Source organism: Granulicatella elegans (assembly GCF_020735385.1).
Classification (GTDB): Bacteria; Bacillota; Bacilli; order Lactobacillales; family Aerococcaceae; genus Granulicatella; species Granulicatella elegans_B.
This window is the reverse complement of the sequence record NZ_CP085953.1, coordinates 284,904-311,453: the sequence shown is the minus strand read 5'-3', so window position 1 is coordinate 311,453 and position 26,550 is coordinate 284,904. Positions and strand designations below refer to the sequence as shown.

The window sequence follows — 26,550 nt, the reverse complement described above, 5'->3', positions numbered from 1 at the left end:
TGATAGAAAAGGAGACGGTTATGGCATTACCAAATTGTCCAAAATGTAGTTCAGAATACACATATGAAGATGGTGTATTATTAGTTTGTCCAGAATGTGCTCATGAATGGGAACCAGGACAAGAAGTTGAAGAAGATGGAGTAGTTGCCATTGATGCGAATGGGAATCGTTTAGAAAATGGAGATACTGTAACAGTCATTAAAGACTTAAAAGTTAAAGGTGCTTCAAAAGATATTAAACAAGGAACTCGTGTGAAAAATATCCGTATCGTAGAAGGCAATCATAATATTGATTGTAAAATTGATGGTTTTGGTGCGATGAAATTAAAATCAGAATTCGTTAAAAAATCTAACGAGTTTAAGTGAGGCTGGAGATTATCTCCAGCTTTTTTTATGATTCCTTAAAAATATTTCAAAAGAGGTTTGACGGAAAATTTTCCAGAGAATATAATGAAGAGGAATACTAGTTAAAGGATGGAAAAATTCACGTGGCTCAACAAAATACGATACAAGAATCTCACAAAAATCCTAAATATAAACGTGTAGCAGCCATTGATGGCTTTAAAGGGATGATGATTCTTGCAATTATAGGATATTATTATTTTCAAAATTATTTACCAGGTGGTTTTTTTGCGGTAAATGCATTTTTTGCGATAGGTGGTTATTTAGCATTTCGTGATAACAAGCATTTATTTCATAAAAAGCCAGTTGAATGGCAGTTGTCTTCAAAGTTAGCTCGATTATGGCTTCCCATGTTGTTTATGATTATTGGGACAGTCTCGTTCTTATTTATTGCATTACCGGAACAATTAAAAAATATTCGGATGATGTCTTTATCGTCGTTAGTATTTTTCAATAATTATTATCAAATTATTAATCAACAATCTTATTTTGTGCAATCAATTAACCCAAGTCCGTTTGTTCATTTATGGTATGTATCTCTTTATTTACAATTAATGTTAATTGCTGTTGGAATTAGAAAGTTACTCAATCGATTAAACTTATTACGAATGCAAGAAAGTTTAGTGCTATTGATTCTAAGTGTCCTTTCAGCAATTTTCATGACTGTCATGTATGTGATACAAAAGGATCCTTCGTATATCTATTATGCAATTTCAACAAGAATTTTCTCGTTTTTATTAGGGGGATTCTTAAGTTATCTTACTGAAGGGCAATTATCGTTAGCATTGCCAAAAAATAAATCTACAGCATTACTGACTCAGTTAATGGGTATTGGTAGTTTTCTAATAATGATTTGGATGATATTAAGCTTTAATGGTGTGCAAGATGAAACATATTTATATGGAATGCAATTATTCTCTGTAATTTCTATTGTATTTTTATGGAGTATATTACATGAAAATTCTGTGTTAAATTACTTCTTACGTTTTAGAGGATTTACAATTTTGGGAAGAAGAACTTTTTCTTATTATTTATGGTTTTATCCAGTGCATATGTTTGCACCGTATTTCCAAATTGGAGAAGAGTCTAGCATTGTATCTGTAGGTGTTCAAATGCTTTGGATTATTTTATTAGCAGAAATTACTTATAAAGTGTTTGAAACGAAAAAATGGATGGTTCCTTTTGGACAAACCTTTAGTTTGATGAGCATTCATCATTTTTCTGTAAAGGAATTACCGCCGGTTAAGAAAATGATGGGGATGGCCTTTTCATTTACTTATGTTATTTTAATAGGGTTAGCATTTGTTGGATTTTTCCAATCTTCAACGGAAACGAATTTAGTAGCGCAACAGTTAGAGAACGTCATTAAACGGAATCAAGAACTCATTGAACAAACAACACAGGAAGAAAGTACAACAGTAGATCCGAATAAAGAAATCGAATTAAAAGAACAAATTGCTCAAGAACCGATTACTTTTGTAGGAGATTCGATTTTATTAGCAGCAGCAGATAAAGTTCAAGAGTTATTCCCTAAAGCGATGATTGACGGGAAAATAGGCAGACAATTATATTCTAGTCCGGCAACTTTAGAAGATTTAATTTCAAAAGGAAAAATGTCTGACAGAGTAGTAACGTTATTGGGAACAAATGGTACATTTTCTCAAAAACAATTAGATGAATATATTCGTATTCTTGGAGAAGATAGAGAGTTATACTTTGTGACAATTTTTGCTCCAGTGAAATGGAATAATGAAGTGAATCAGCAATTGCATGAAGCGAAAACTCGTCACGCAAATGTACACATCATTGATTGGTATGAATTAGCGAAAAATCATGCAGAATGGTTTTATGAAGATAAGATACATCCGAATAATCAAGGTGGTGAAGAGTTAGCAAAATATTTACTAGAGTCTATTACTCAGATTAAGATGAATGAATAAAATGTAACACCGTTATAGATAGTTGAAGGATTGTTTATAACGGTGTTTTTCTTTTTAGTTACAGGAACAGTTGAGAAAATGTGTACTTATTTTATATAAAAGCAATGTGATAAAATGAGCTAAAATACTTGTGAAAACTCAAACGGTTTGGTATATTAGAGGCAAATGCAAAAGGAAAGAGGAAATTGCTTGCAAAGTGCTAGTCACAGTCTTCGATTAATGGGGGCCTCTATTACATTAACGATATTCCATGAGGATGCGCAAAGTTTATTGTTACAGAGTGAACAACTGTTGCATCTTTATAAAAATCGTTTCAGTGCGAATGATGCTGATTCAGAACTAATGGCGATTAATTTACAAGCCGGAAAGAAGTCAGTTCGAGTTCATCCGGAATTGTTTGAATTAATTGCGTTAGGAAAGAAACATAGTATTGCTACGAATAGTTATCTTAATATTGCGATTGGACCTTTAGTTCAAACATGGAGAATTGGTTTTTCGGATGCTAAACTCCCTTCAAAAGAAGAGATTCAAACTTTATTACCAATAACGAATCCAGAGGAAATTGTCTTAGAAGACTCGAAACAGGAAGTTTATTTATCAAAAATTGGAATGCGAATCGATTTAGGAGCTTTAGCGAAAGGATATATTGCTGACAAGTTAAAAGAATTTTTGGTAGAACAAGGTGTTCAATCAGGAATCATTGATTTAGGGGGCAATATTCTTACGATTGGAGAAAATCCAACCTATCAAAGACCATGGAGAATTGGTATCCAAAATCCATTGTTGGATAGAGGAGAACATGTTGCAGTGATAGCTGTATCTGATGCATCTGTTGTAACTTCAGGGATTTATGAACGTCAATTAGTGATAGATGGAAAAACCTATCATCACATATTTGATAGAACCAGCGGGTATCCAATGGAAACAGAGGTAGCAAGTATTACGATTGTGGCTGAAAAATCAGTAGATTGCGAAATATGGACGACGCGTTTATTTGGAAAAAATCCATACGACATTATCGAAGAAATTGAACAACAACCTGGACTGGAAGCATTTGTGATTACAAAAAATCAAAAAATGATGTATACATCTGGAATTCAATTCGTTTAATCAGAGATGTATAGAAAGGAATTATTATGACAAAATTTATTGCACTTGTAGGAACAAACTCACAACGTTCTACAAACCGTACTTTATTACAATATATGCAAAAACATTTTGCAGATAAAGTTGAAATTGAATTAGTGGAAATTAAAGATATTCCATTATTCAACAAACCAGCAAACAAACAAGTTCCAGAACTTGTAACAGAAATTGCTGCTAAAATTGAAGCATCTGAAGGAGTAATTATTGGTACTCCAGAATATGACCACGCTATTCCAGCTGTATTAATGAGCGCTTTAGCATGGTTATCATATGGCATTCATCCATTATTAAATAAACCTGTAATGATTACAGGAGCATCTTATGGAACATTAGGTTCATCTCGTGCTCAATTACAATTACGCCAAATTTTGGACTCTCCAGAATTAAAAGCAAATGTTATGCCAGGATCTGAGTTCTTATTATCTCACTCACTTCAAGCATTTGATAAAAAAGGTGATTTAATCGATTTAGATACAATCAAAAAATTAGATGCATTATTTGATGATTTCCGTTTATTTGTGAAAATTACTCAAAAATTAAGAAGTGCTCAAGATTTATTACACAAAGAAGCAGAAAACTTTGATTGGGAAAATATTTAAACCACAATAAGAGAGGAAAAGACATTATGAAATTTGTAGGGATTGTAGGTTCAAATGCTGAACTATCTTATAACCGTAAATTATTACAATTCATTCAACGTGAATTTAAATTAAAATTTGAATTAGAAGTTTTGGAAATCGATGAAGTTCCAGTATTTAATCAAGATGAAAAATGGGATGACAGTTTCCAATTACGTTATTTATATAACAAAATTACACGTGCTGACGGTGTTATTATTGCAACACCAGAACACAATCATACAATTACAGCATCACTAAAAAGCGTTTTAGAATGGTTATCTTATAAAGTACACCCATTTGAAAACAAACCAGTTATGATTGTAGGTGCTTCCTATCACGATCAAGGAACATCACGTGCGCAAGTACATTTACGTAAAATTTTAGATGCTCCAGGTGTAAATGCTTATACATTACCAGGAAATGAATTTTTATTAGGAAAAGCTAAAGAAGCATTTGATAATAACGGGAATATCACAAATGAAGGAACAGTGAAATTCTTAGAATCTTGTTTAGATAACTTTGTAAAATATGTGGAGGTAGTTTCTAAATTGAAAAAACCAAAACCAATTGCTCCAGAAGATTTATATTGTACAAATCCAATTGCAACAACGATTCAAGGCGTTGACCCAGATGATCCAGATTGGGTAGAAAAAGCAGCAGAAATCGTTGGCGCTGTTTCAGGAGATACTTATGTAAAATTAGACCACGGTATCTTAACAGTTAACCAAATTGATATGTTCTTAAAAGCAATGCCATTTGAGTTAACATATGCAGATGATAACAACCAATTCTTGTATTATAATAACGCTCACCAAGAACCAAGCACAATGTTTGGTAAACGTGTACGTGTCCAAGCGGGTAGCAGATTAGGAACTGTGCACGCTTCATTACCACCAGCAAGAATGAAAAACGTTGAGTGGGTTGTAGGCGTATTACGTAATGGTGATCAAGAGTACGTTCGTACAATTGTTCCAGGACAACCAGAAGGAGTTATTAATACTCATAACTATAAAGCAATGTACTATCCAGATGGTTCATATGCAGGAATTAACGAAATTATCTTTAACTTCCAACCATGGTTAGATTGGTATTTAGAAACAACTGGTCAACGTTTAGTTGGAGGAAATGCTCCAGCTGTAGCAGGACATGGTTCTCACGGAAGCGCGGATGCAACTTCAGGTGCTTCATCTGATACTCCAAGTCATGGTTCAGCAGACGCAACTTCAAGTGCAAGTAACTAATTTTAAAAAAGAGGCAAGCGAGAGGATTGCTTGCCTCTTTTTGTGTTAAAAATATTGTTTAATAATTTGAAGTTCTTCTGTATTTAAAAGACGATATTCACCTGGTGCAAGGGATAAATCTAAAACAAATTTACCAAACCGTATTCGTTTTAGGAAAGTAACTTTTACCCCGACACATAAAAACATCTTTTTGATTTGATGAAACTTCCCTTCTGAAATAACAACTTTAGCTTTACTAAATGATGGAGATGATTCAAGGATTGATAATTTAGCAGGTTTACAAATCGTTCCATCATGAAACATAATTCCATCTTGAAAACTTTGAATACAAGAACCGTCTAAAAATCCGTTGACTTCGACATAATACTCCTTTTCAATATGTTGAACGGGATTTAAAAGTCGATATCCTAAAGGCCCATTGTTGGTAATGATTAAAAGACCTTCAGTATCTCTATCTAAACGTCCAATGGGATAAAGATCTTTAACGTTTTCCTTACAAAAAAGATCAATGACTGTTGGAAGATGTTCATCTTTTGTAGCGGAAATGAGGCCACTAGGTTTATTCAACATAAAATATTTTTGAGAAGAATCCTCGATTTGTTTTCCTTGTACTGTAATGAATTGAATTTGTGGATCGACATTATTACTTACGTGAGTTGCGGGAATTGAATCAATAAGAACTTCTCCAGAAGAAATTAATTTTTTCATTTGCTTTCGTGAAATATCAAAATGCTTCATCATTAAATGTTCAAGACGCATAAAAACCTCCAATTTTGTAATCGGAAAAATTATAACATATTTTTTGAAAAATGGGGTTGACGATAACATATATCTGTGATAAATTATTAAACGTTGTTGCGAAACAACAAGTCAACTCTGAAACAATTTTCAAAAATATGAAAAAAGTAGTTGACAGAAAAAAACACCTGTGATAATATATAGGAGTTGTCGCGATAAAGCGACGTTGACCTTTGAAAACTAAACAAAGAAGACAAACCAAATGTGTAGGGACTTCACAAAAATGAAGAAACAACAATTTCTTTTCTCTAAGGAGAAAAACAATAAGTCAGTAATTAAAATGAGCTTTCAAAAGCTCATGAATGTATTTTCATGAGAGTTTGATCCTGGCTCAGGACGAACGCTGGCGGCGTGCCTAATACATGCAAGTCGAACGAGAGCGACCGATGCTTGCATTGGTCAATCTAGTGGCGAACGGGTGAGTAACACGTGGGTAACCTGCCCATCAGAGGGGGATAACATTCGGAAACGGATGCTAAAACCGCATAGGTTCTTTAGTCGCATGACTGAAGAAGGAAAAGAGGCTTCGGCTTCTGCTGATGGATGGACCCGCGGTGCATTAGCTAGTTGGTGAGGTAACGGCTCACCAAGGCTGTGATGCATAGCCGACCTGAGAGGGTGATCGGCCACATTGGGACTGAGACACGGCCCAAACTCCTACGGGAGGCAGCAGTAGGGAATCTTCCGCAATGGACGCAAGTCTGACGGAGCAACGCCGCGTGAGTGAAGAAGGATTTCGGTTCGTAAAACTCTGTTGTTAGAGAAGAACAGCGCATAGAGTAACTGTTATGCGTGTGACGGTATCTAACCAGAAAGCCACGGCTAACTACGTGCCAGCAGCCGCGGTAATACGTAGGTGGCAAGCGTTGTCCGGATTTATTGGGCGTAAAGCGAGCGCAGGCGGTCAATTAAGTCTGATGTGAAAGCCCCCGGCTCAACCGGGGAGGGTCATTGGAAACTGGTTGACTTGAGTGCAGAAGAGGAGAGTGGAATTCCATGTGTAGCGGTGAAATGCGTAGATATATGGAGGAACACCAGTGGCGAAGGCGACTCTCTGGTCTGTAACTGACGCTGAGGCTCGAAAGCGTGGGTAGCAAACAGGATTAGATACCCTGGTAGTCCACGCCGTAAACGATGAGTGCTAAGTGTTGGAGGGTTTCCGCCCTTCAGTGCTGCAGTTAACGCATTAAGCACTCCGCCTGGGGAGTACGACCGCAAGGTTGAAACTCAAAGGAATTGACGGGGACCCGCACAAGCGGTGGAGCATGTGGTTTAATTCGAAGCAACGCGAAGAACCTTACCAAGTCTTGACATCCTTTGACCACTCTAGAGATAGAGCATTCCCTTCGGGGACAAAGAGACAGGTGGTGCATGGTTGTCGTCAGCTCGTGTCGTGAGATGTTGGGTTAAGTCCCGCAACGAGCGCAACCCTTATTACTAGTTGCCAGCATTGAGTTGGGCACTCTAGTGAGACTGCCGGTGACAAACCGGAGGAAGGTGGGGATGACGTCAAATCATCATGCCCCTTATGACTTGGGCTACACACGTGCTACAATGGATGGTACAACGAGCAGCGAACTCGCGAGGGTAAGCGAATCTCTTAAAGCCATTCTCAGTTCGGATTGTAGGCTGCAACTCGCCTACATGAAGCCGGAATCGCTAGTAATCGCGGATCAGCACGCCGCGGTGAATACGTTCCCGGGTCTTGTACACACCGCCCGTCACACCACGAGAGTTTGTAACACCCAAAGTCGGTGAGGTAACCTTACGGAGCCAGCCGCCTAAGGTGGGATAGATGATTGGGGTGAAGTCGTAACAAGGTAGCCGTATCGGAAGGTGCGGCTGGATCACCTCCTTTCTAAGGATAACATCTAATGTTTCGACGTTAGATGAACACGGAACCCTACAGGTTGAAATCTTTGTTTAGTTTTGAGAGGTTAACTCTCAACTCGACCTTTGAAAACTGAATACTATATCACAAATGAAAACCAAAAATTTACCGAGAGTTAGAGAAATCTAACGAAAAAGAGTTTTTTAACAAGAAGCAACGCGACCATAATGGTTAAGTGAATAAGGGCGCACGGTGAATGCCTTGGCACTAGGAGCCGAAGAAGGACGGAACGAACACCGATATGCTTTGGGGAGCTGTAAGTAAGCTAAGATCCAGAGATTTCCGAATGGGGGAACCCAACACCCGTGATGGGGTGTTACGCATAAGCGCAGGCTTATGACGAGGTAGACGCGGGGAACTGAAACATCTCATTACCCGCAGGAAGAGAAAGAAAAATCGATTTCCTGAGTAGCGGCGAGCGAAACGGGAAGAGCCCAAACCAGTGTGCATGCACACTGGGGTTGTAGGACTTTCAACAACGTGTATGACAATCTGTAGCAGAACCCTGTTGGAAAGCAGGGCCAAAGAAGGTGACAGTCCTGTATGCAAAACAGAAAGTTGGCACAAGAGAGCACCTGAGTACGGCGGGACACGAGGAATCCCGTCGGAATCCGCCAGGACCATCTGGCAAGGCTAAATACTACCTAGTGACCGATAGTGAACCAGTACCGTGAGGGAAAGGTGAAAAGAACCCCGGGAGGGGAGTGAAAGAGTACCTGAAACCGTGTGCTTACAAGTAGTCAGAGCCCGTTAATGGGTGATGGCGTGCCTTTTGTAGAATGAACCGGCGAGTTACGTTAACATGCGAGGTTAAGATGAAGAGTCGGAGCCGTAGCGAAAGCGAGTCTGAATAGGGCGGCAGAGTATGTTGACGTAGACCCGAAACCAAGTGATCTACCCATGTCCAGGTTGAAGGTGCGGTAAAACGCACTGGAGGACCGAACCAGGGCACGTTGAAAAGTGCTTGGATGAGGTGTGGGTAGCGGAGAAATTCCAATCGAACTTGGAGATAGCTGGTTCTCTCCGAAATAGCTTTAGGGCTAGCCTCGGAATGAAGAATCGTGGAGGTAGAGCACTGTTTGGACTAGGGGCCCATCTCGGGTTACCGAATTCAGATAAACTCCGAATGCCATGTATTTATGTCCGGGAGTCAGACTGCGAGTGATAAGATCCGTAGTCGAAAGGGAAACAGCCCAGACCACCAGCTAAGGTCCCAAAATATCTGTTAAGTGGAAAAGGATGTGGGGTTGCACAGACAACTAGGATGTTGGCTTAGAAGCAGCCATCATTCAAAGAGTGCGTAATAGCTCACTAGTCGAGTGACCCTGCGCCGAAAATGTAACGGGGCTAAACAGATTACCGAAGCTGTGGATTCAGATAATAACTGAGTGGTAGGAGAGCGTTCTAAGGGCGAAGAAGCATGACCGTAAGGACATGTGGAGCGCTTAGAAGTGAGAATGCCGGTATGAGTAGCGAAAGACGGGTGAGAATCCCGTCCACCGAATGACTAAGGTTTCCTGGGGAAGGCTCGTCCTCCCAGGGTTAGTCGGGACCTAAGGCGAGGCCGAAAGGCGTAGTCGATGGATAACAGGTTGATATTCCTGTACTTCTGTTAATTGTTTGAGCAATGGAGGGACGCAGGAGGCTAAGTTGAGCGTACGAGTGGAAAAGTACGTCCAAGCAGCGAGTCCGCTGATGAGTGAAATGCTTGTCACAAACGGGGTAAGCTGTGAAGGGGAGCGAAAAAAAGTAGCGAAGCAACTGACGTCACACTGCCGAGAAAAGCTTCTAGTGAGATTAACAGAACCCGTACCGCAAACCGACACAGGTAGTTGAGTGGAGAACACTAAGGTGAGCGAGCGAACTCTCGTTAAGGAACTCGGCAAAATGACCCCGTAACTTCGGGAGAAGGGGTGCTGGTAGAAATACCAGCCGCAGTGAATAGGCCCAGGCGACTGTTTATCAAAAACATAGGTCTCTGCAAAATCGAAAGATGACGTATAGGGGCTGACGCCTGCCCGGTGCTGGAAGGTTAAGAGGAGAGGTTAGTCCATTAGGGCGAAGCTTTGAATTGAAGCCCCAGTAAACGGCGGCCGTAACTATAACGGTCCTAAGGTAGCGAAATTCCTTGTCGGGTAAGTTCCGACCCGCACGAAAGGCGTAACGATCTGGGCACTGTCTCAACGAGAGACTCGGTGAAATTATAGTACCTGTGAAGATGCAGGTTACCCGCGACAGGACGGAAAGACCCCATGGAGCTTTACTGTAGTTTGATATTGAGTGTTTGTGTGACATGTACAGGATAGGTAGGAGCCGAAGAGATGGGAACGCCAGTTTCCAAGGAGGCAATGGTGGGATACTACCCTTGTTACATGAACCCTCTAACCCGCACCTAGAAGCAAGGTGGGAGACAGTGTCAGACGGGCAGTTTGACTGGGGCGGTCGCCTCCTAAAGTGTAACGGAGGCGCCCAAAGGTTCCCTCAGAATGGTTGGAAATCATTCGAAGAGTGTAAAGGCAGAAGGGAGCTTGACTGCGAGACCAACAAGTCGAGCAGGGACGAAAGTCGGGCTTAGTGATCCGGTGGTACCGAATGGAAGGGCCATCGCTCAACGGATAAAAGCTACCCTGGGGATAACAGGCTTATCTCCCCCAAGAGTTCACATCGACGGGGAGGTTTGGCACCTCGATGTCGGCTCATCGCATCCTGGGGCTGAAGTCGGTCCCAAGGGTTGGGCTGTTCGCCCATTAAAGCGGTACGCGAGCTGGGTTCAGAACGTCGTGAGACAGTTCGGTCCCTATCCGTCGCGGGCGTTGGAAATTTGAGAGGAGCTGTCCTTAGTACGAGAGGACCGGGATGGACACACCGCTGGTGTACCAGTTGTTCTGCCAAGAGCATCGCTGGGTAGCTATGTGTGGACGGGATAAACGCTGAAAGCATCTAAGCGTGAAGCCCCCCTCGAGATGAGATTTCCCATCATTTAAAATGAGTAAGACCCCTGAGAGACGAACAGGTAGATAGGTTAGGAGTGGAAGTGCCGTGAGGCATGGAGCGGACTAGTACTAATCGGTCGAGGACTTAACCAAGGTTGAAGGTAAATGAGGAAGGAATTGGATATAGATTCAGTTTTGAGAGAGCGAGAGCTTTTTCAAGAGAGAAGTGTGGTGACGATGGCAAGAAGGATACACCTGTTCCCATCTCGAACACAGAAGTTAAGCTTCTTAGCGCCGATAGTAGTTGGGGGTTTCCCCCTGTGAGGGTAGGACGTTGCCACGCTTTTGATTAGAAGGAGAATTTCTGGAAGGAAATTCTCTTTTTTTGTATACTATTTCTATAAACAGTAATGGAGAATGCAAAATGAAAAAAATACATTTATTTCTTTTAAGCTTTATAGCAATTTTTTTTGTTGCGTGTAGTAAAGCGATTGATGATAAAGAATTTCAAGATAAATTAGTTCAACAAGAAACACAAATTAAAAATTACCATTTAACATTGAAGCAAAATGAAGTGAAGAAAAAGGATAGTACAAGTTCAACTCAAGTCATTGCGAATGCTTCTGTCTGGGGTGATGGTACAGGATTTGGGACTCGTATTGATAAAACGGATGGAAAAGCAACGAATCAAATTGAAGTCATTAGTGAAGGCAGTAAAGGAGCTATTCGATATTATCAAGATCGCTGGGAGCCAACGATTTCTGCACAATCTAGTTTACAAAATGTTATAGGTTTTTCTTATCATAGTGTATTGCAATTAGCTCAAAATATTGCTACTTTTGCTACATGGCAAACGGATGGAACATTCACTTACCAAGGAAGTGATTCTGCAGTACGTTTAGCATTATCTTCGATTAATATTCAGGTGCATGAGAATACTAAAATCACGATAAAAATGAAAGCTGATCGAAAGACGAACGTCATTCAAAGTTTTTCTTTAGTATTAAATGAAGAAGATGAAACCATTCAGAAGACTTATGAAGTAATGTTTAACGGAATGAATCAACAACATAAAAAAGCATTACCATTGTAAAATAGTACATATATTTTGTCATGCTCTCAATGGATTTCCAAGGAAAAGACTACTCATATTCTTGTTTTTTTGTTACAATAGGAATGGATAAATTTTAACAATTGCGAGAAATGGAAAACATTTTGTAGACATGCGAGAGGGAGAATGCTTGCATTCTCCTTTTTTTATGAAGATTGGAGGTAAGAGAATGGGAAGAATCATTTCGGTTGCGAATCAAAAGGGTGGAGTTGGTAAAACAACAACAACGGTGAGTTTAGCAGCTTCCCTAGCAAAACTTGGTCAAAAAGTTTTAATTATTGATAGTGACCCTCAAGGAAATGCAACAAGTGGATTAGGGGTACAAAAAGCAGAGTTAGCTTATGATGTTTATGATGTAATTGTAAATGAAGTCGATGTTCATGAAGTGATTGTACCAACTACTAGAGAAAATTTAATGATTGTACCTTCAACGATTCAGTTGGCTGGAGCTGAAATCGAATTAACAAATCAGACTCATCGTGAGCAACGATTGAAACGTTCTTTAACAACGATTCGTGATGAATATGATTATATTTTTATTGATTGTCCACCTTCACTAGGACATTTAACAATGAATGCATTTACTGCTAGTGATACAGTATTAATTCCTGTGCAATGTGAATATTATGCATTAGAAGGATTATCTCAATTAATGAATACGATCACGATGGTTCGTAAACACTTTAATCCTCAATTAAAAATTGAAGGTGTTTTACTAACAATGTTTGATGCACGAACAAACTTAGGAAATGAAGTAAAAGATGATGTCATTAAATACTTCAGAGAAAAAGTATATCGTACCATTATTCCAAGAAATGTTCGTTTATCAGAAGCACCAAGTTATGGACAAGCCATTGTGGATTATGATCCTCGTTCAAGAGGAGCAGAAGTGTATCTCGAATTAGCAAAGGAAGTGTTATCAAATGGTTAAAAATCAAAAATCAAAAGGCTTAGGTCGTGGAATTGATGCACTTTTTGGTGGGAATTTTGATAGTATCGAAAATTTAGAAAAAGTAGATACAAAAAATGAAACAATTGAAGAAATTCTAATTAGTGAAATTCGTCCAAATCCGTATCAACCTCGAAAAGAGTTTAATGAAGAAGCTTTACAAGAATTGGCTAATTCTATTCGAGAACAAGGAGTCTTTCAACCAATCATCGTTCGTAAGTCAAGTATTAAAGGCTATGAACTAGTAGCAGGAGAAAGAAGATTACGAGCTTCTAAACTTGCGGGAAAAGAAACCATTCCAGCTATTATTCGTAAATATAGCGAAGAAATTATGATTCAAGTAGCCGTTGTAGAAAATTTACAAAGGGAAGATTTACGACCAATTGATGAAGCACTAGCTTATAAAACATTAATGGATGCATTAAAATTAAACCAAGAAGAAGTGGCAAAAAAAATTGGGAAAAGTCGTCCGTATATTGCGAACTTCCTTCGATTATTATCATTACCATTGGAAGTTCAAACACAATTACAAGAAGGTCAATTATCAGTAGGGCATGCTCGTTCTTTATTAGGATTAAAAAAAGCAGACAAAATAATTCCTTTATCTAAAAAGGTAATTGAAGAAGGAATGACGGTTCGAGCGCTAGAAGAATTGATTCAAACAATGAATGAGCCTGTTGAAAAAGTCAAAAAAATCAAAAAGATTCAAGAAAAACCAGCTTACATTGTGGAGTCTGAAGAAAGATTAATGGATAAATTTGGAACATCTGTCCAAATCACTCCGAAAGGAGAACGTGGGAAAATCGAGATTGAATACCTTTCTCAAAAAGATTTAACTCGTATTTTAGATGTATTAGAAATTGAATTAGATGATTAGGAGTGAATAGAATGGCTGTTATGGAATATGCACTTGGAGATAGTGTTGAAATGAAAAAACCTCATGCATGTCAAACCAATTCATGGACGATCATTCGAATGGGAATGGATATTCGTATCAAATGTAATCATTGCGGGCAAATGGTCTTAATGCCAAGACGAGAATTTGAACGCAAAATGAAAAAAGTAACTTTTAAAAAAGAAAATAATGAATAGAAAGAGTGTGAAAAATACATGGCGTTAACAGCAGGAATCGTTGGATTACCAAACGTTGGGAAATCGACATTATTTAATGCAATTACAAAAGCTGGAGTAGAGGCAGCAAACTATCCGTTTGCGACTATTGACCCAAACGTTGGGGTAGTAGAAGTTCCAGATGAAAGACTTCAAAAATTAACAGAATTAGTAAAACCAAAAAAGACAGTTCCAACAACATTTGAATTTACGGATATTGCAGGGATTGTAAAAGGTGCTAGTCGTGGAGAAGGTTTAGGAAATAAATTTTTAAGCCACATTCGCCAAGTAGATGCAATTTGCCAAGTTGTTCGTTGCTTTGAAGATGAAAATATTACACACGTTGCTGGTAAAGTAGATCCAATTGCGGATATTGAGACGATTAATTTAGAATTAGTATTAGCAGACTTAGAATCTGTTGACAAACGAATTGCTCGTGTTGCTAAAATTGCTAAAACAAAAGATAAAGATGCAGTAGCAGAATTAGCGGTTTTAGAAAAAATTAAACCAGTATTGGAAGATGGTCAATTAGCGCGTACGATTGAATTTACAGATGAAGAATTACCAATCGTGAAAGGTTTATTCTTATTAACAACAAAACCTATGTTATATATTGCTAATATTTCAGAAGATGATGTAGCAGAAGGTGGACATAATCAATATGTTCAATTAGTAGAAGAATACGCTGCAAAAGAGGATGCAGAAGTAGTTGTTATTTGTGCACGTGTAGAAGAAGAAGTCGCTGAATTAGAAGAAGAAGAAAAACAAGTTTTCTTAGAAGAAATGGGAATTAAAACTTCAGGTTTAGATAGTTTAATTCAAAAGGCTTACCATTTATTAGGATTAGCCACTTACTTCACTGCTGGAGAACAAGAAGTTCGTGCTTGGACTTTCCGTAGAGGAATGAAAGCTCCACAATGTGCGGGGATTATTCACTCTGATTTTGAAAGAGGATTTATTCGTGCTGAGACAGTAGCGTATGCAGACTTATTAGAATTTGGTAGTATGGCTGCTGCAAAAGAAAATGGGAAAGTTCGTCAAGAAGGAAAAGAGTATATCGTACAAGATGGCGATGTTATGCTTTTCAGATTTAACGTGTAATCATCATATTTTGTGGGGGATTGAATCATGACAGAAAATCAAACTGAAGTAAAAAAAGTAGATGTTGCTACATTACGTAGTCAATTAACGAAAAAAAATGAACAATATATTTTACAATTAGAACGTTCATTAAAAGAAGCTCAAGTGTCTAAATCGAAAATTGCTTCAACTTTAGAAGAAATGCTTCCGGTTATAGTAGAAAAACAGAAAAAAGGCTTAACAGCTCGCCAACTATTTGGTACCGTGACACAACAAACTCAATCTGTATTGGAAGGGCCTAAAAAAGATCCAATGGTAAAATCACCAGATTGGCAAATTGCAGTAGATGGAGGATTAATGGTTGGAGGATTCTTCGCTTTAATCGCTGGAGTTACATTATTCTTAAATCCAGAACAATCCGAAGCGATGGGCGTTATCTCATTAATCATGAACTTTATTGCAGGTGGATTAGCATTATTAGCTCTATCTAAAGTAACACCAGATATTAATCGACCAAAAGGTAAACGTGGCTATATTCGCTATTTAGTGGTGAGTTCATTAGTGATGCTTGCATGGTTAGTCATTGTAATGGGAACACAATTATTGATTCCAACAAGCATTAACTATGTCTTCCCAGCTATTGTGTACTTATTTATCGGTTCAGGTTCCCTTGTTTTAAAATGGTATTTGAAAAAAACCTTGGATATTCGTGGCGGTATTTTATAAGACATCTGTTTACTGATGAAGAGATGTTATTGTGGGCGTAGAAATGAAAATTTTCTTGCCCACATTTACTATATAAGGGGGAATATGATGAAATCATTACGAAAAATTTTATATTGGTTCATGTTTTTGATGGTATCTCTATTCTTTTTCACTTCAAAAATTGAAGCGAAAGGTAAAAGTTTAATCGTTAGTCAATATCATATTGATGCAAGTGTAAGTGCAAATGGTGATGTTCGTTTTAAAGAAGAAATTACGTTTCAAGCGAAGGGTAGCTATAATGGTGTTTTCTATCATTTAGATTATTTAGGAGAAGAAGAGCCAAAAGATGTATCTGTTGCTTTTAAAACAAGTGAGGGAGAAGTCGTCCCATTAGCCAAAAGAGATACAGGAAATAATAGTACTTATTATTCAGAAAATAGTGGAAAAGTATTGAAATTCAAAGTTTTCTTACCTTTTGCAAATGATTCTAGAACAGTCGTTTTTAATTATACGATTCCGCATATGATTAAAAATTATCGAGATACTGCTGAATTAAATCGAAGAGTTGTTGGGCAAAATTGGGAAATTGATCAAAAAAATATTCAAATTCATGTAAGTTTACCAGAAGCTGCAACGAAAGAAACATTAAGAGCTTGGGGTCATGGTGGAATTGGTGGTACAGTAGAAATTGATCCGGATTATAAAGGGGCTACTTTTACAGCAAAGAGAAATCATCCAGGAAGTTTTGTAGAAACACATATGGTTTTTCCAACATACATCACAAAGGATAATCCTGTGACAGAAAATATGGATGCCTTCCAAAGAATTGTAGAAATGGAAGAGAGCCTTGTACAAAAACAAGTAGAAGAGCAACAAACGAAGTGGACGGTTGTTGGAATTGGAGCAATTATTAGTCTGATTTCAGTAGTATGGGCATGGTTGAAAGGATATTTAGCCAATAAAAAACGTTTAGCCAAAGTTCCATTTGTTCCAGAACATTTATTTGAATTACCTCAAGATATGTCACCAGCAGTGATGTCAGATGCCATTTATTATGGTGTAGATATGGATGATTTTAGTGCAACAGTGATGAATTTGGTCCGCAAAAAGGTCTTAATATTAACAAGTCATGAGCCATATATTTTAGGATTGAAAGATTCTACGAAGTCTTTACTTCCTCATGAACAATTATTAGTAGAGATTTTATTTGAAAAAATTGCGAAAGGAAATCAATTAGATTTAGCGGATGTTCAAGACTATGCAGAGAATTGTCCTCAGAAATATGCAGATATGATGCAAGATTGGTTTGATCAAGTAGCAGATGATGCGAAAGAATATAGTGCTTATCGTTTAGAAAAAGGAGAAAAAATTCCAAAAGCGATAGGAGCTCCTATTTTAGGGCTTTTAGGTTGTATTTTAATTGTTGTCAGTGTATTTTGGGCAACGAAGGATCTACTATCACTCATTATAGCAGTAGCGATTAGTGTTGTTCTCTATTTGGTTATTTTGCGTTTAAGCTTAATAACTTCTAAACAGAGAAGTATTAAAGGTGAATATGAATATCGACGTTGGGAAGCGTTCCGTAAAATGTTAGTCGATATTTCTAGTTTAGATAGAGCTGATTTACCAAGTATTCAAATTTGGGATCATTTGCTTGTTTATGCGATTTCTTTAGGAGTTGCTGAAGAAGTCATTGAAGTATTAGAAGAAAAATTCCCTGAATGGATTCAAGAAAGTATTTATTATTCACCGACATATGGTTGGCAGTTAGCAATGTATCATAATATTTTACAAGATACATTCTTTGATAGTTACAATTCAGCAATGGATGAAATTACTTCAAGTTCAGATTCACCAAATAGTGGTGGTTTTGGTGGAGGATTTAGTGGTGGAAGCTCGTTTGGATCTGGTGGAGGATCAGGCGGTGGAGGTTTCTAAAAGCTTCATGATAAATAGATAAAAGGAGTAAATATGTTAAATGAAATGATGTTTCGACCAGTTGTTAAACCTGAAGTGGTCGAATATATGAGAAAAAGTCAACGTTTCTTTCCTGGAAAATTAGGAGAACTAGAACAAATGGCGAATGATTTAGGAATTCCAATTATTCCCCATGAAACAGCAGTATATTTAGATTTCTTATTAGGATTGTATCGTCCGACTCATATTTTAGAAATTGGAACAGCAATAGGTTTTTCTGCGAGCTTAATGGCGCAATATGTACCAAAAGGCGGTTCTGTGACAACGATTGATCGATATGAATTGATGTATTCAAGAGCAAAAGAGAATTTTAAAAAATTAGGGATTGATGATATTGTCACTCAAATTGAGGGAGATGCAGCACATGTATTACCAACATTAGAACAACAATATGACTTTATTTTTATGGACAGTGCAAAAGCGAAATATATTGAATTTTTCCCTCATTGTATGCGAGTATTAAAAACAGGTGGAGTACTTGTGGTAGATGATATTTTCCAAGGGGGAACAATTTTACAAGATGAAAGTGAAATTCCAAGAAAAGTTCGAAAAATTCATCGTCGTCTAAACTTGTTTTTAGACTTTGTTCAAAAAGATGAAGCGTTGAAATCCACTCTAGTTCCATTAGGAGATGGTATTATTATGATTCAAAAGATAGAAGAAAAAGATTATCTTCCAATAATTGAAGCATTATTATAACATTCAACTCTTTCTTTTCTATGAAAGTAGGAAAGGAAGAGTTTTTGTTTTGTAAAAAGAAAAAGCTGAATTGTAAAATGAAGTGCAACAAAAAGACATAACTATTTGATATACTTAAGTCGATGAAAACAAAGCATAGGAGTGATAGTTATGTCTAAAGAAAATAGTACCACAAAATCATCTTATAATCATCTTTCAGCTATCGAAAGAGGAAAATTTGAGGTGCTTTATAAACAAGGAAAATCTCAATCAGAAATTGCATGAGAACTTGGTAGAAATCGTTCTACGATTAGTCGTGAACTAAAACGTGGAACTGTTACACAAATGAAGAATCAAAAATGAAAAGGTTATTTAATATAAGGAATATTTTGCTGAAACAGGTCAAGAACACTATAAAAATGAATCATTAAAAAAACTTGACACTTTTCGAAAACGATTGCATAATAGAAAAAAATAATATATATCAAAGGAGGCTGTCATGGCTATTAAAGAGACGAAAAACTTGCGTGGGTTTAGGATGTGGAAATCAGGAAAACACTGGTTATTTGGTGTTGCTGTTACCGCCAGTGTTTTATTAGGCGGTCAATTGCAAACGTTTGCAGACAGTCCTCAACCTACAAATCCGGCAGTGATAGAAGAGGTGAAGGCTATCTCTTCCACAGTTGTAGCAACATCTGGTGAGCAAACTGGGAAAGAGAATAATGAACAAGAGGCTATCGAAAAAGTAAAGGCAGTTACTAACGAACAATCCGAACCAACATCAGTCAACACTGAAAACAAAGAACATACAACGGATAATGCTGTAAACGAACAGATAGTCAAGAATGCTGTTTCAACAGCGGATAAAGCAAAACCAATAGCTCAGGTCGCTCAAGATGTACGCATCCACTATAAACCAGCAGATGGTGATACAAGGGAGTATTATGCATGGGTTTGGGGAGATACTGCTCAACACCAGACCGACGGACGTTTCTTAAAAATGGAAAACAAAGGTGGGGAACGTGTCTTAACAGTCAAACCAGACGCAGATGTAAAATCTTTCCAATATATCATTACTGATAAGGATACATGGGAAGGAGCAAATAAGGTTAGCGGTGAAGGAGACATGACGGCAACTGTCCTCAAAGCAAGTGCTGTTGACATCTATCATGGTGCAGATGGCTGGTATTCACAGTTTTTGAATGTTCAAACTCCAGAATTTGATAAAAAGCATGGATATACTGATAAGGTCGTAAATGAGCAAGGTAAATTTGATGTTGTCGGTTCTAAAGGAGCATTGGGTGCTACCCTCCATGCTGACGGTAGTGCAACTATCAATGTCTGGGCGCCGACCGCAGAGAAAGTCACTTTAAATGTTTATCAATCGACTGCAGAAAATGCTCCTCTTCTGAAACAATTTGAAATGACTCGTGGAACTGATGAAAATCAAAATGACCATACAAAAAATACCATTGGACTTTGGAGTTATCACCTAAAACCAAGTGAAGTAGCATCAACATTGGAAACTCTCAATAAAGTCGCTTACGATTACACCCTCACCATACCGAAAGCTTACTTTATTCAGAAGGGTGATAAATATGTCAACTCTGCTTCTGCATCTAAAGGCATAAAAGAAGAACTCTCATCCACTGCTTCTCACGCAGAGATTGCTAAAATGTACAACGGTCCTGCCGAAACAGTTACCACCCAGGATCCTTACTCAGTAGCAGTTGTCAAAAACGGGAAACGCTCTGTTATTTTAGATCCAAGTACTGTTGGAGACAAGGTTACTGTTAGTCAGAACAAGCGTGTTAACTCTAAAACAAAGCTTAGTGTACTTGAAGTTGACGTACGTGACTTCTCTATCGATAAGAGCTCGGGTGTGATAGAAGCAAATAAAGGGAACTATCTTGGACTCGTTGAGAAAGGGACAACTGATCCGCAAACAGGCAAAATGACAGGATTAGACTATCTCCGCTATCTCGGAGTAAACTATCTCCAAATCATGCCTATCTATGACTATCAAACTGTTCCTGAACTAGAAAAGAACGATCCGAAAAATAACGAAATTTCTAAAGAATTCTCAGCTAAAGACCAACAAAACTGGGGTTATGATCCTAAAAATTATAATGTCCCAGAAGGTTCTTATGCGACGGATCCAAGCGATCCTGAAAATCGTATCCGTGAAGTCAAGACTATGGTTCAAAAACTCCACGATGAAGGCTTAAATCTCGTCATGGATGTCGTCTACAATCACCTGTACGATGGGCAAAACAATCCATTTGAATACACAGTCCCTGGCTACTACTATGCCATCAATAGAGATGGAAAGATGAATAATGATGTCGGTGTAGGAAATGCTGTCCGTTCCAACTCCCAAATGATGCGTCAGTACATCGTCCGCTCAGTTGCTTACTGGGCGATGGAATACGGAATGGATGGGTTCCGTTTTGATGCCATGAGCGATCTCGACGTGAAAACGATGGAAGCTGTTCGTGAAGCAATCAACAAGATTGACCCTAACATCGTAACCTACGGCGAAGGTTGGGACAGCATGGGTAAATATTTAGAAAAAGACGGTGACAAGCCAGCTAGTGTCAGCAATGCCAAAGACACCCCAGAAGTCGGATATTTTGACAGTGTCGGACGTGATTCCATCGCAGGTTCTCATTATGATAATGGTAACCCTCCAGGATTCGTTAACCATCAATCAGACTATAAACACGATGAAGGGAAAATAAAAACCTTAGTTGATAGCCTCATGGGTGGTCACGGTCGTAGTTTTGTCAATGCTTCTCAACAACTCAACTATGTAGAAGTACATGATGGCATGACTTTAAGTGACTTGCTCAAACATTATAATCCTAACGACACGGAAGAAGAACACATGAATCGTGTCGAGTTAGCCACAGCCATGAGTGCTCTCTCTCAAGGGATTCATTTTTCACAACATGGTCAAGAATTTCTCCGTTCTAAGTCAAACTCACATAACACCTATAATGCTGGGGACGAGAAAAATAAGATTGATTGGGGACTTGTCAATAAAAATGCTGATGCGGTAAACTTTACTAAATCACTGATCAGCTTGCGAAAAAATGACCCCTTGTGGCACTTGTCTGACTATCAAAATGAGATTTTCAAACACATGAAAATCACCAATGCCCAAAAAGGATCAGGTATCGTGACTTATGAATTGACCAAGGAAAACGGCGATTGCTATCTTGCAGTCTTTAATAACAATACCTTCTCAGATAACAACTCTAGTCTAACTTTAGGAGGAAACAGTTACTATTATGGCTCTGATAAGAGCCGTGGTGATATTAATGACTTTAGCAACGCCTATGTGGTTGCTACTAACTCTAAGAACTTGTATGACCAGATTGGCAGGGCTAACGGTAGTAAGACCATCACGATGGATAAGTTATCTGCGACAATCTTGTACATACCAAAAGCTAAGATTACAAACAAGAGTGTTGTCCGCGAAACCATCCGCTATGTCAATACCAATGGAGAAACAGTTTCTCCTGATAAAGTCCAAGAAACAACACGTGTAACAGTAGAGCAAACAGACCCTCAAAAGAAATTCAGCTATGTAAAATCTGGTATTGGTGCTGAGGATGAAAAGGTACTGGGTTACCGTCAAAACATCCTTGATGGAGTTTCACAAGAGGATAAGATCATCGAGAAAAACTACATTGCGACTAACGCTCAAGGAGAATTGACAGTTGCGAAGGATGAAGTGACACTTGGCGATGATGGAAAACCTGTAGATACAGAGAATGTCAAGTGGGTATTAGAATCAGAAGATAACTTCAAAGCAGTTCCGCATCCACAAGTGGAAGGATATAAGGTCAAACAGACTAGCGAACCAAGCAATAACCTATCTGAAGTTCCAGTTCAAAGCACAAAAACAAATGTCGAAATCACGGTAACCTATGAGAAGATAGTAGGACAGGTTACTCCAGATGAGGGAAAGGCAGCGCCGATAGTAGAGAAGCCACGCTTGGATGTAGTAACGGAAGAAGTTCCATTCAAGACCATAGAACGAGAAAATCCACAATTGCCTAAAGGAACAAGAAAAGTTGTTCAAGAAGGTAAGGTTGGTGAGAAGACGACTTTGGTTGAAATTACTGTTAAGAATGATCAAGAAATAGGGCGTGTGATACGTGATAGCTTTATCTCCAAAGCTCCAGTGGATCAGATTGTAGAAGTGGGAACTAAGGAAGAAAAACCAACACTGCCAAGCACACCAGAAACCCCTACACAGAACCAAATGAACAAGCCAACTGTGAAACAAGTGAAGAAAGGTAAAACAGAAGCTTCTACCCAAGAGCAGGTAAACAAGAAAGCCGAAACGTTACCAAATACAGGAACGACATTGGATTCAGCTTTCCTTCTCAGTCTCCTAATGGCATTGACAGGAGTAGTCTTGATGAAGAAAAAAGAAGAATAAAAGTTTAGAAAACTTTCGCTCTTTGTCAACTATAGATAGATTCATAAAAACTAAGATTCGGAGAGGACCAGTTTGGTCTTCTCCTTTTCGAGTTTAAGGGTGATAAAAATGTGGGGGTTTTAAGTTGTGAATCATTAATACTCAATGAAAATCAAAAAGGAAACTAGGAAGCTAGCCACAGACAATACTTGAGTACGGCAATGCGTAGCTGATGTGGTTTGAATTAGATTTTCTAAGAGTATAAATTATAAACGTCAATCTAAAAATGTACAAAAGTGGGAATTTAAAGGGGATAGTCTGCCCTTTTTTAGGAACAGAGGTTCATATTGAATAAGGATGTCCGAAAATGAAAATCAAAAAGGTTTTCCGAAATAATTTTCCGTTTTTGGAATCATTTTTTTGTTTCGAGAATCGATTTTCTTTTCAAAAATAATAAAACTGCTATTTTATGTAAAGAAAGGGTTACAGGGTAAATGATTCAGTTTACACAAAATTCTTGACACTGCCAATTCAGTAACGATATAATATTGTTGGTATTGAGTTGCCATTAAACAGACAGTGTTTAAAGTTTTCACACTTGATAAAACAACTTCCCAATGATTATCAGTATATAAAATACGAGGATGAATATTTTATTTCTTTGCTTGAGAATGTAAAAATTGTCCAAGAATATATTGGTTTGGTAAAGTAGAAAAGGATTGATTCGTTAACTCTTCAAATGTGAGAGAGTTTCGGTTTGCTAGAATATGATTTTTTGAAACGACAATACTAATATCATAGCCAAGTTTCGGATTTAAAAAGGGCTCTAATGTGATAGTAGCTTCATATTTCGGGAATGATAAGATTCCTAAATCAATCTCTCCTTTTGCTAGTTTTTGTTGTAATTCATAAGAACCACCTTGTACCATAGTAAGTTCTACACTAGGGTGGGAAAACATATAATTCAGAAAAAAGAGGCATAAATTCCATTGCAAATAGTGTTGGAAGTCCAATTCGAATGGATTTTTTTGAAGTTGTTTGGAGTTGGTGCATTTGTTGAGTTAATTGTTCAAACTATTTTACTAAAATTAATCCTTCCTTATACAGTAATTCTCCACTAGTCGTTAGTTGTTTTTTAGTGGAATTATGAACAAATAAACGGGTATTAAATTTTTGTTCTAATTTTTAACCGTTTGAGAAAGGGTAGGATGCGTGATAAAGAGACTTTTTGCAGCATCGGAAAAGCTATGATGTTCAACGATGCTAATGAAGTACATGAGTTGATTAATGTCTATAATCATTCTCCGTTCTGGTTTTTTGTTATCATTTTAACAAGAGGCTTTCTGAACTTCAATGGAGAATAATAAAAAATAGGAGGAATTGGTATGAAAATTGTAATTGCAGGAGCAGGAGCGATGGGAAGTCGTTTCGGAGTGATGTTACATCAAGCTGGACACGAGGTGTTATTTGTAGACGGCTGGGAAAGTCATGTTCAAGCAATCAATGAACAAGGGCTTCAAGTAAATGATAATGGAGAGGAGAAAGTATTTCATATTCCCGCAGTATTACAATCAAAAGTAAAAGAGGATACGCAAGCTGATTTAATTATTTTGTTTACAAAAGCAATGCAATTAGATCAAATGTTGCAAGATATTCAGTCGTTGATTCGTTCGGATACAAAAATCTTATGCTTATTAAATGGAATTGGACATGAAGAAATTATTGAAAAATATGTTGCACCAACTCATATTTTATTAGGTAATACAATGTGGACATCCGGAATGAATGGACCTGGAAAAGTAACGTTATTTGGAAATGGAACAGTTGCTTTGAAAAATTTAGCGCCAGAGGGAGTCGAGGATGCTAAAGAAGTAGTGGACGTATTAAATTCTGGTGGACTCAATGCGACTTATTCTGAAAATATTTTATTTGCTATTTATAAAAAAGCTTGTGTTAATGGAACAATGAATGGTCTTTGTACCATTTTAGATTCGAATATGGCTGATTTCGGGGAAACAACGACTGCTCATGAAATCGTTGAAGCTATTGTCACAGAATTTTCATCAGTTGCAAAACATGAAAACGTTGAAATAAACGTGAAAGAAGTTGTTGATTACATTGAAATGAATTGTTATAATCGTGACACAATCGGTCTTCATCATCCATCGATGCATCAAGATTTAATTTTGAATAATCGTTTGACGGAGATTGATTATATTAATGGAGCAGTAGTAAGAAAAGGTAAGAAATACGGAGTTCCAACACCTTATTGTGCCTTTTTAACATCATTGATTCATTGTAAAGAGCAAATTTTGAAAGCTCACTAATAAAAGGTAGTGAAATTGTGAAAAGTTTCAACAGCTTTTATAAGGGGGTAGACAAAAAGAAAGAAGGGGTTATATGGAAACTCAAGAAAAAATGACTGCAAAAGTCTTTATGAATAAAATCTTACAAGGAACTGCATTAGGGGTGATTATCGGATTAATTCCGAACGCTGTATTATCTGCTATTTTAAAATATTTTAGTCAATATCCACTAGCAGTTCAAATCACACAAATTGCTGTGATTTTCCAATTAGCAACACCATTAATTATCGGTGCTTTAATCGGAATACAATTTGGTTTTAAACCAATGCCAATGATGGTGACAGCCGGGGCAAGTTTTGTAGCATCAGGTGTTGTAAAATTCAATCCAGAACTAGGAAAATATGTTGGAGCTGGTACTGGGGACTTAATTAATACAATGTTAACAGCTGCAATTGCGGTATTAGCATTAATGTGGATTAAAGATAAATTCGGTTCTACAGCTGTAGTTGCGATGCCAATCGTAGTCGGTGTAGGGGCTGCATTTATTGGATTACAATTATTACCATTCGTTGCAAAATTAACAGCAGCAATTGGAGCACTCATTAATGAATTTACTCATTTACAACCGATTTTAATGTCTATTTTAATTGCATGTTCATTTGCATTCTTAATTATTTCACCAATTTCAACAGTTGCGATTGGTTTAGCGATTCAATTAAATGGTGTGTCTGCAGGGGCAGCAGCGATGGGTGTAGCTGTTACAGCAGTAGTATTAGTGGTTCATTCATGGAAAGTAAATAATTCAGGGGTTACTTTAGCGATTGCTTTAGGAGCTATGAAATTAATGATGCCAAACTTATTCAAGTATCCAATTATTTTAGTACCAACTTTAACAACAGCTGTTATTTCTGCAATTCCGGTTGCCTTATTTAGTGTCAGTGGTACTCCTCAATCTGCAGGTTTTGGTTTAGTAGGTTTAGTAGGTCCTCTAGCTTCTATTGATGCTGGATTAAGCGTTGTTTTAGCAGTCGTTGCGTGGTTAGTTGTACCAATTGTTGCAGCCTTAGCAACGAAATTTGTTTATGAAAAAGTATTAAAATTATACGATTCTAATGTGGTATTTAAATTCCAACAATAATATGAATCATTTAAAAGAACTGGGCATTAAGCTCAGTTTTTTTATTTGCGAAAACTATAGGCTAGCAAGAAATGAAAAACTCATTTATAATAAG

20 protein-coding genes and 3 rRNA genes are annotated in these 26,550 nt (G+C 37.7%); 20 read left to right on the top strand and 3 right to left on the bottom strand.

Annotated elements, in window-relative coordinates:
• Positions 1 to 20 precede the first annotated feature (20 nt).
• From LK443_RS01595 to LK443_RS01575, 5 genes are all read left to right on the top strand, one after another.
• The gene (locus LK443_RS01595) at positions 21 to 365 is read left to right on the top strand and encodes a zinc ribbon domain-containing protein YjdM (RefSeq protein WP_227931862.1); all 345 of its coding nucleotides are present in this window, start codon (positions 21 to 23) and stop codon (positions 363 to 365) included.
• A 122-nt stretch (positions 366 to 487) separates the two neighbouring features.
• Entirely contained in the window at positions 488 to 2,341 is a 1,854-nt protein-coding gene (locus tag LK443_RS01590) for an acyltransferase family protein (RefSeq protein ID WP_227931861.1), read from the top strand.
• A gap of 165 nt (positions 2,342 to 2,506) precedes the next feature.
• Positions 2,507 to 3,451: an FAD:protein FMN transferase gene (locus tag LK443_RS01585; protein WP_322563564.1), complete on the top strand. Its 945-nt coding sequence runs from the start codon at positions 2,507 to 2,509 to the stop codon at positions 3,449 to 3,451.
• 26 nt (positions 3,452 to 3,477) lie between these two features.
• The gene (locus tag LK443_RS01580; RefSeq protein ID WP_227931860.1) at positions 3,478 to 4,086 is read left to right on the top strand and encodes an NADPH-dependent FMN reductase; all 609 of its coding nucleotides are present in this window, start codon (positions 3,478 to 3,480) and stop codon (positions 4,084 to 4,086) included.
• A gap of 26 nt (positions 4,087 to 4,112) precedes the next feature.
• Positions 4,113 to 5,348, top strand: a complete 1,236-nt coding sequence (locus LK443_RS01575; RefSeq protein ID WP_227931859.1) for an NAD(P)H-dependent oxidoreductase — start codon at positions 4,113 to 4,115, stop codon at positions 5,346 to 5,348.
• A 45-nt stretch (positions 5,349 to 5,393) separates the two neighbouring features.
• On the opposite strand, the gene LK443_RS01570 is transcribed toward LK443_RS01575, so the two are convergent.
• A complete protein-coding gene (locus tag LK443_RS01570; RefSeq protein ID WP_227931858.1) occupies positions 5,394 to 6,107 on the bottom strand; it encodes a 16S rRNA pseudouridine(516) synthase in 714 nt (237 codons plus the stop codon).
• A gap of 347 nt (positions 6,108 to 6,454) precedes the next feature.
• On the opposite strand from LK443_RS01570, the gene LK443_RS01565 reads away from it, so the two are divergent.
• The 13 genes from LK443_RS01565 to LK443_RS01505 all read left to right on the top strand — a co-directional run bounded on the left by LK443_RS01565 (position 6,455) and on the right by LK443_RS01505 (position 23,033).
• Positions 6,455 to 8,004: ribosomal RNA gene (locus LK443_RS01565) — 16S ribosomal RNA — on the top strand.
• Positions 8,005 to 8,206: 202 nt separating this feature from the next.
• Positions 8,207 to 11,123, top strand: a 23S ribosomal RNA gene (locus tag LK443_RS01560).
• A 74-nt stretch (positions 11,124 to 11,197) separates the two neighbouring features.
• Positions 11,198 to 11,313, top strand: a 5S ribosomal RNA gene (gene rrf / locus LK443_RS01555).
• Together the 16S, 23S and 5S rRNA genes form the textbook arrangement of a ribosomal RNA operon.
• An 81-nt stretch (positions 11,314 to 11,394) precedes the next feature.
• Positions 11,395 to 12,063, top strand: a complete 669-nt coding sequence (locus LK443_RS01550) for a hypothetical protein (RefSeq protein WP_227931857.1) — start codon at positions 11,395 to 11,397, stop codon at positions 12,061 to 12,063.
• A 187-nt stretch (positions 12,064 to 12,250) separates the two neighbouring features.
• A complete protein-coding gene (locus LK443_RS01545; protein WP_227931856.1) occupies positions 12,251 to 13,012 on the top strand; it encodes a ParA family protein in 762 nt (253 codons plus the stop codon).
• Positions 13,005 to 13,907 carry a ParB/RepB/Spo0J family partition protein gene (locus tag LK443_RS01540; protein WP_227931855.1) on the top strand — a complete coding sequence of 301 codons (903 nt, stop codon included), beginning with the start codon at positions 13,005 to 13,007 and terminating at the stop codon, positions 13,905 to 13,907. Before LK443_RS01545 ends, LK443_RS01540 begins: the two co-directional genes overlap by 8 nt.
• Before the next feature lie 11 nt (positions 13,908 to 13,918).
• Entirely contained in the window at positions 13,919 to 14,122 is a 204-nt protein-coding gene (locus LK443_RS01535; RefSeq protein ID WP_416217327.1) for a DUF951 domain-containing protein, read from the top strand.
• A gap of 18 nt (positions 14,123 to 14,140) precedes the next feature.
• The gene (ychF, locus tag LK443_RS01530; RefSeq protein ID WP_227931854.1) at positions 14,141 to 15,241 is read left to right on the top strand and encodes a redox-regulated ATPase YchF; all 1,101 of its coding nucleotides are present in this window, start codon (positions 14,141 to 14,143) and stop codon (positions 15,239 to 15,241) included.
• Between the two features lie 27 nt (positions 15,242 to 15,268).
• Positions 15,269 to 15,946 carry a DUF1129 domain-containing protein gene (locus LK443_RS01525; protein ID WP_227931853.1) on the top strand — a complete coding sequence of 226 codons (678 nt, stop codon included), beginning with the start codon at positions 15,269 to 15,271 and terminating at the stop codon, positions 15,944 to 15,946.
• 87 nt (positions 15,947 to 16,033) lie between these two features.
• A complete protein-coding gene (locus tag LK443_RS01520; protein WP_227931852.1) occupies positions 16,034 to 17,863 on the top strand; it encodes a DUF2207 domain-containing protein in 1,830 nt (609 codons plus the stop codon).
• Positions 17,864 to 17,896: 33 nt separating this feature from the next.
• Complete coding sequence (locus LK443_RS01515; RefSeq protein ID WP_227931851.1) at positions 17,897 to 18,601, top strand: O-methyltransferase; 705 nt, start codon at positions 17,897 to 17,899, stop codon at positions 18,599 to 18,601.
• A 150-nt stretch (positions 18,602 to 18,751) separates the two neighbouring features.
• Positions 18,752 to 18,865, top strand: a complete 114-nt coding sequence (locus LK443_RS01510; protein ID WP_227931850.1) for a helix-turn-helix domain-containing protein — start codon at positions 18,752 to 18,754, stop codon at positions 18,863 to 18,865.
• A 214-nt stretch (positions 18,866 to 19,079) separates the two neighbouring features.
• Positions 19,080 to 23,033 carry a G5 domain-containing protein gene (locus LK443_RS01505; RefSeq protein WP_227931849.1) on the top strand — a complete coding sequence of 1,318 codons (3,954 nt, stop codon included), beginning with the start codon at positions 19,080 to 19,082 and terminating at the stop codon, positions 23,031 to 23,033.
• Between the two features lie 632 nt (positions 23,034 to 23,665).
• Here the strand turns inward: LK443_RS01505 and LK443_RS01500 are convergent.
• Positions 23,666 to 23,941 (bottom strand): LysR family transcriptional regulator substrate-binding protein, encoded by a 276-nt coding sequence (locus tag LK443_RS01500; RefSeq protein ID WP_265416424.1) that lies wholly within the window; start codon positions 23,939 to 23,941, stop codon positions 23,666 to 23,668.
• A gap of 249 nt (positions 23,942 to 24,190) precedes the next feature.
• The gene (locus LK443_RS09505; protein WP_227932429.1) at positions 24,191 to 24,289 is read right to left on the bottom strand and encodes a helix-turn-helix domain-containing protein; all 99 of its coding nucleotides are present in this window, start codon (positions 24,287 to 24,289) and stop codon (positions 24,191 to 24,193) included.
• Between the two features lie 108 nt (positions 24,290 to 24,397).
• Between LK443_RS09505 and LK443_RS01490 the strand changes: the two genes are divergently transcribed.
• Together LK443_RS01490 and LK443_RS01485 are read left to right on the top strand one after the other, a co-directional pair.
• Positions 24,398 to 25,339: a 2-dehydropantoate 2-reductase gene (locus LK443_RS01490; RefSeq protein WP_227931847.1), complete on the top strand. Its 942-nt coding sequence runs from the start codon at positions 24,398 to 24,400 to the stop codon at positions 25,337 to 25,339.
• Between the two features lie 73 nt (positions 25,340 to 25,412).
• A complete protein-coding gene (locus LK443_RS01485; RefSeq protein ID WP_227931846.1) occupies positions 25,413 to 26,456 on the top strand; it encodes a PTS sugar transporter subunit IIC in 1,044 nt (347 codons plus the stop codon).
• Positions 26,457 to 26,550: the final 94 nt, after the last annotated feature.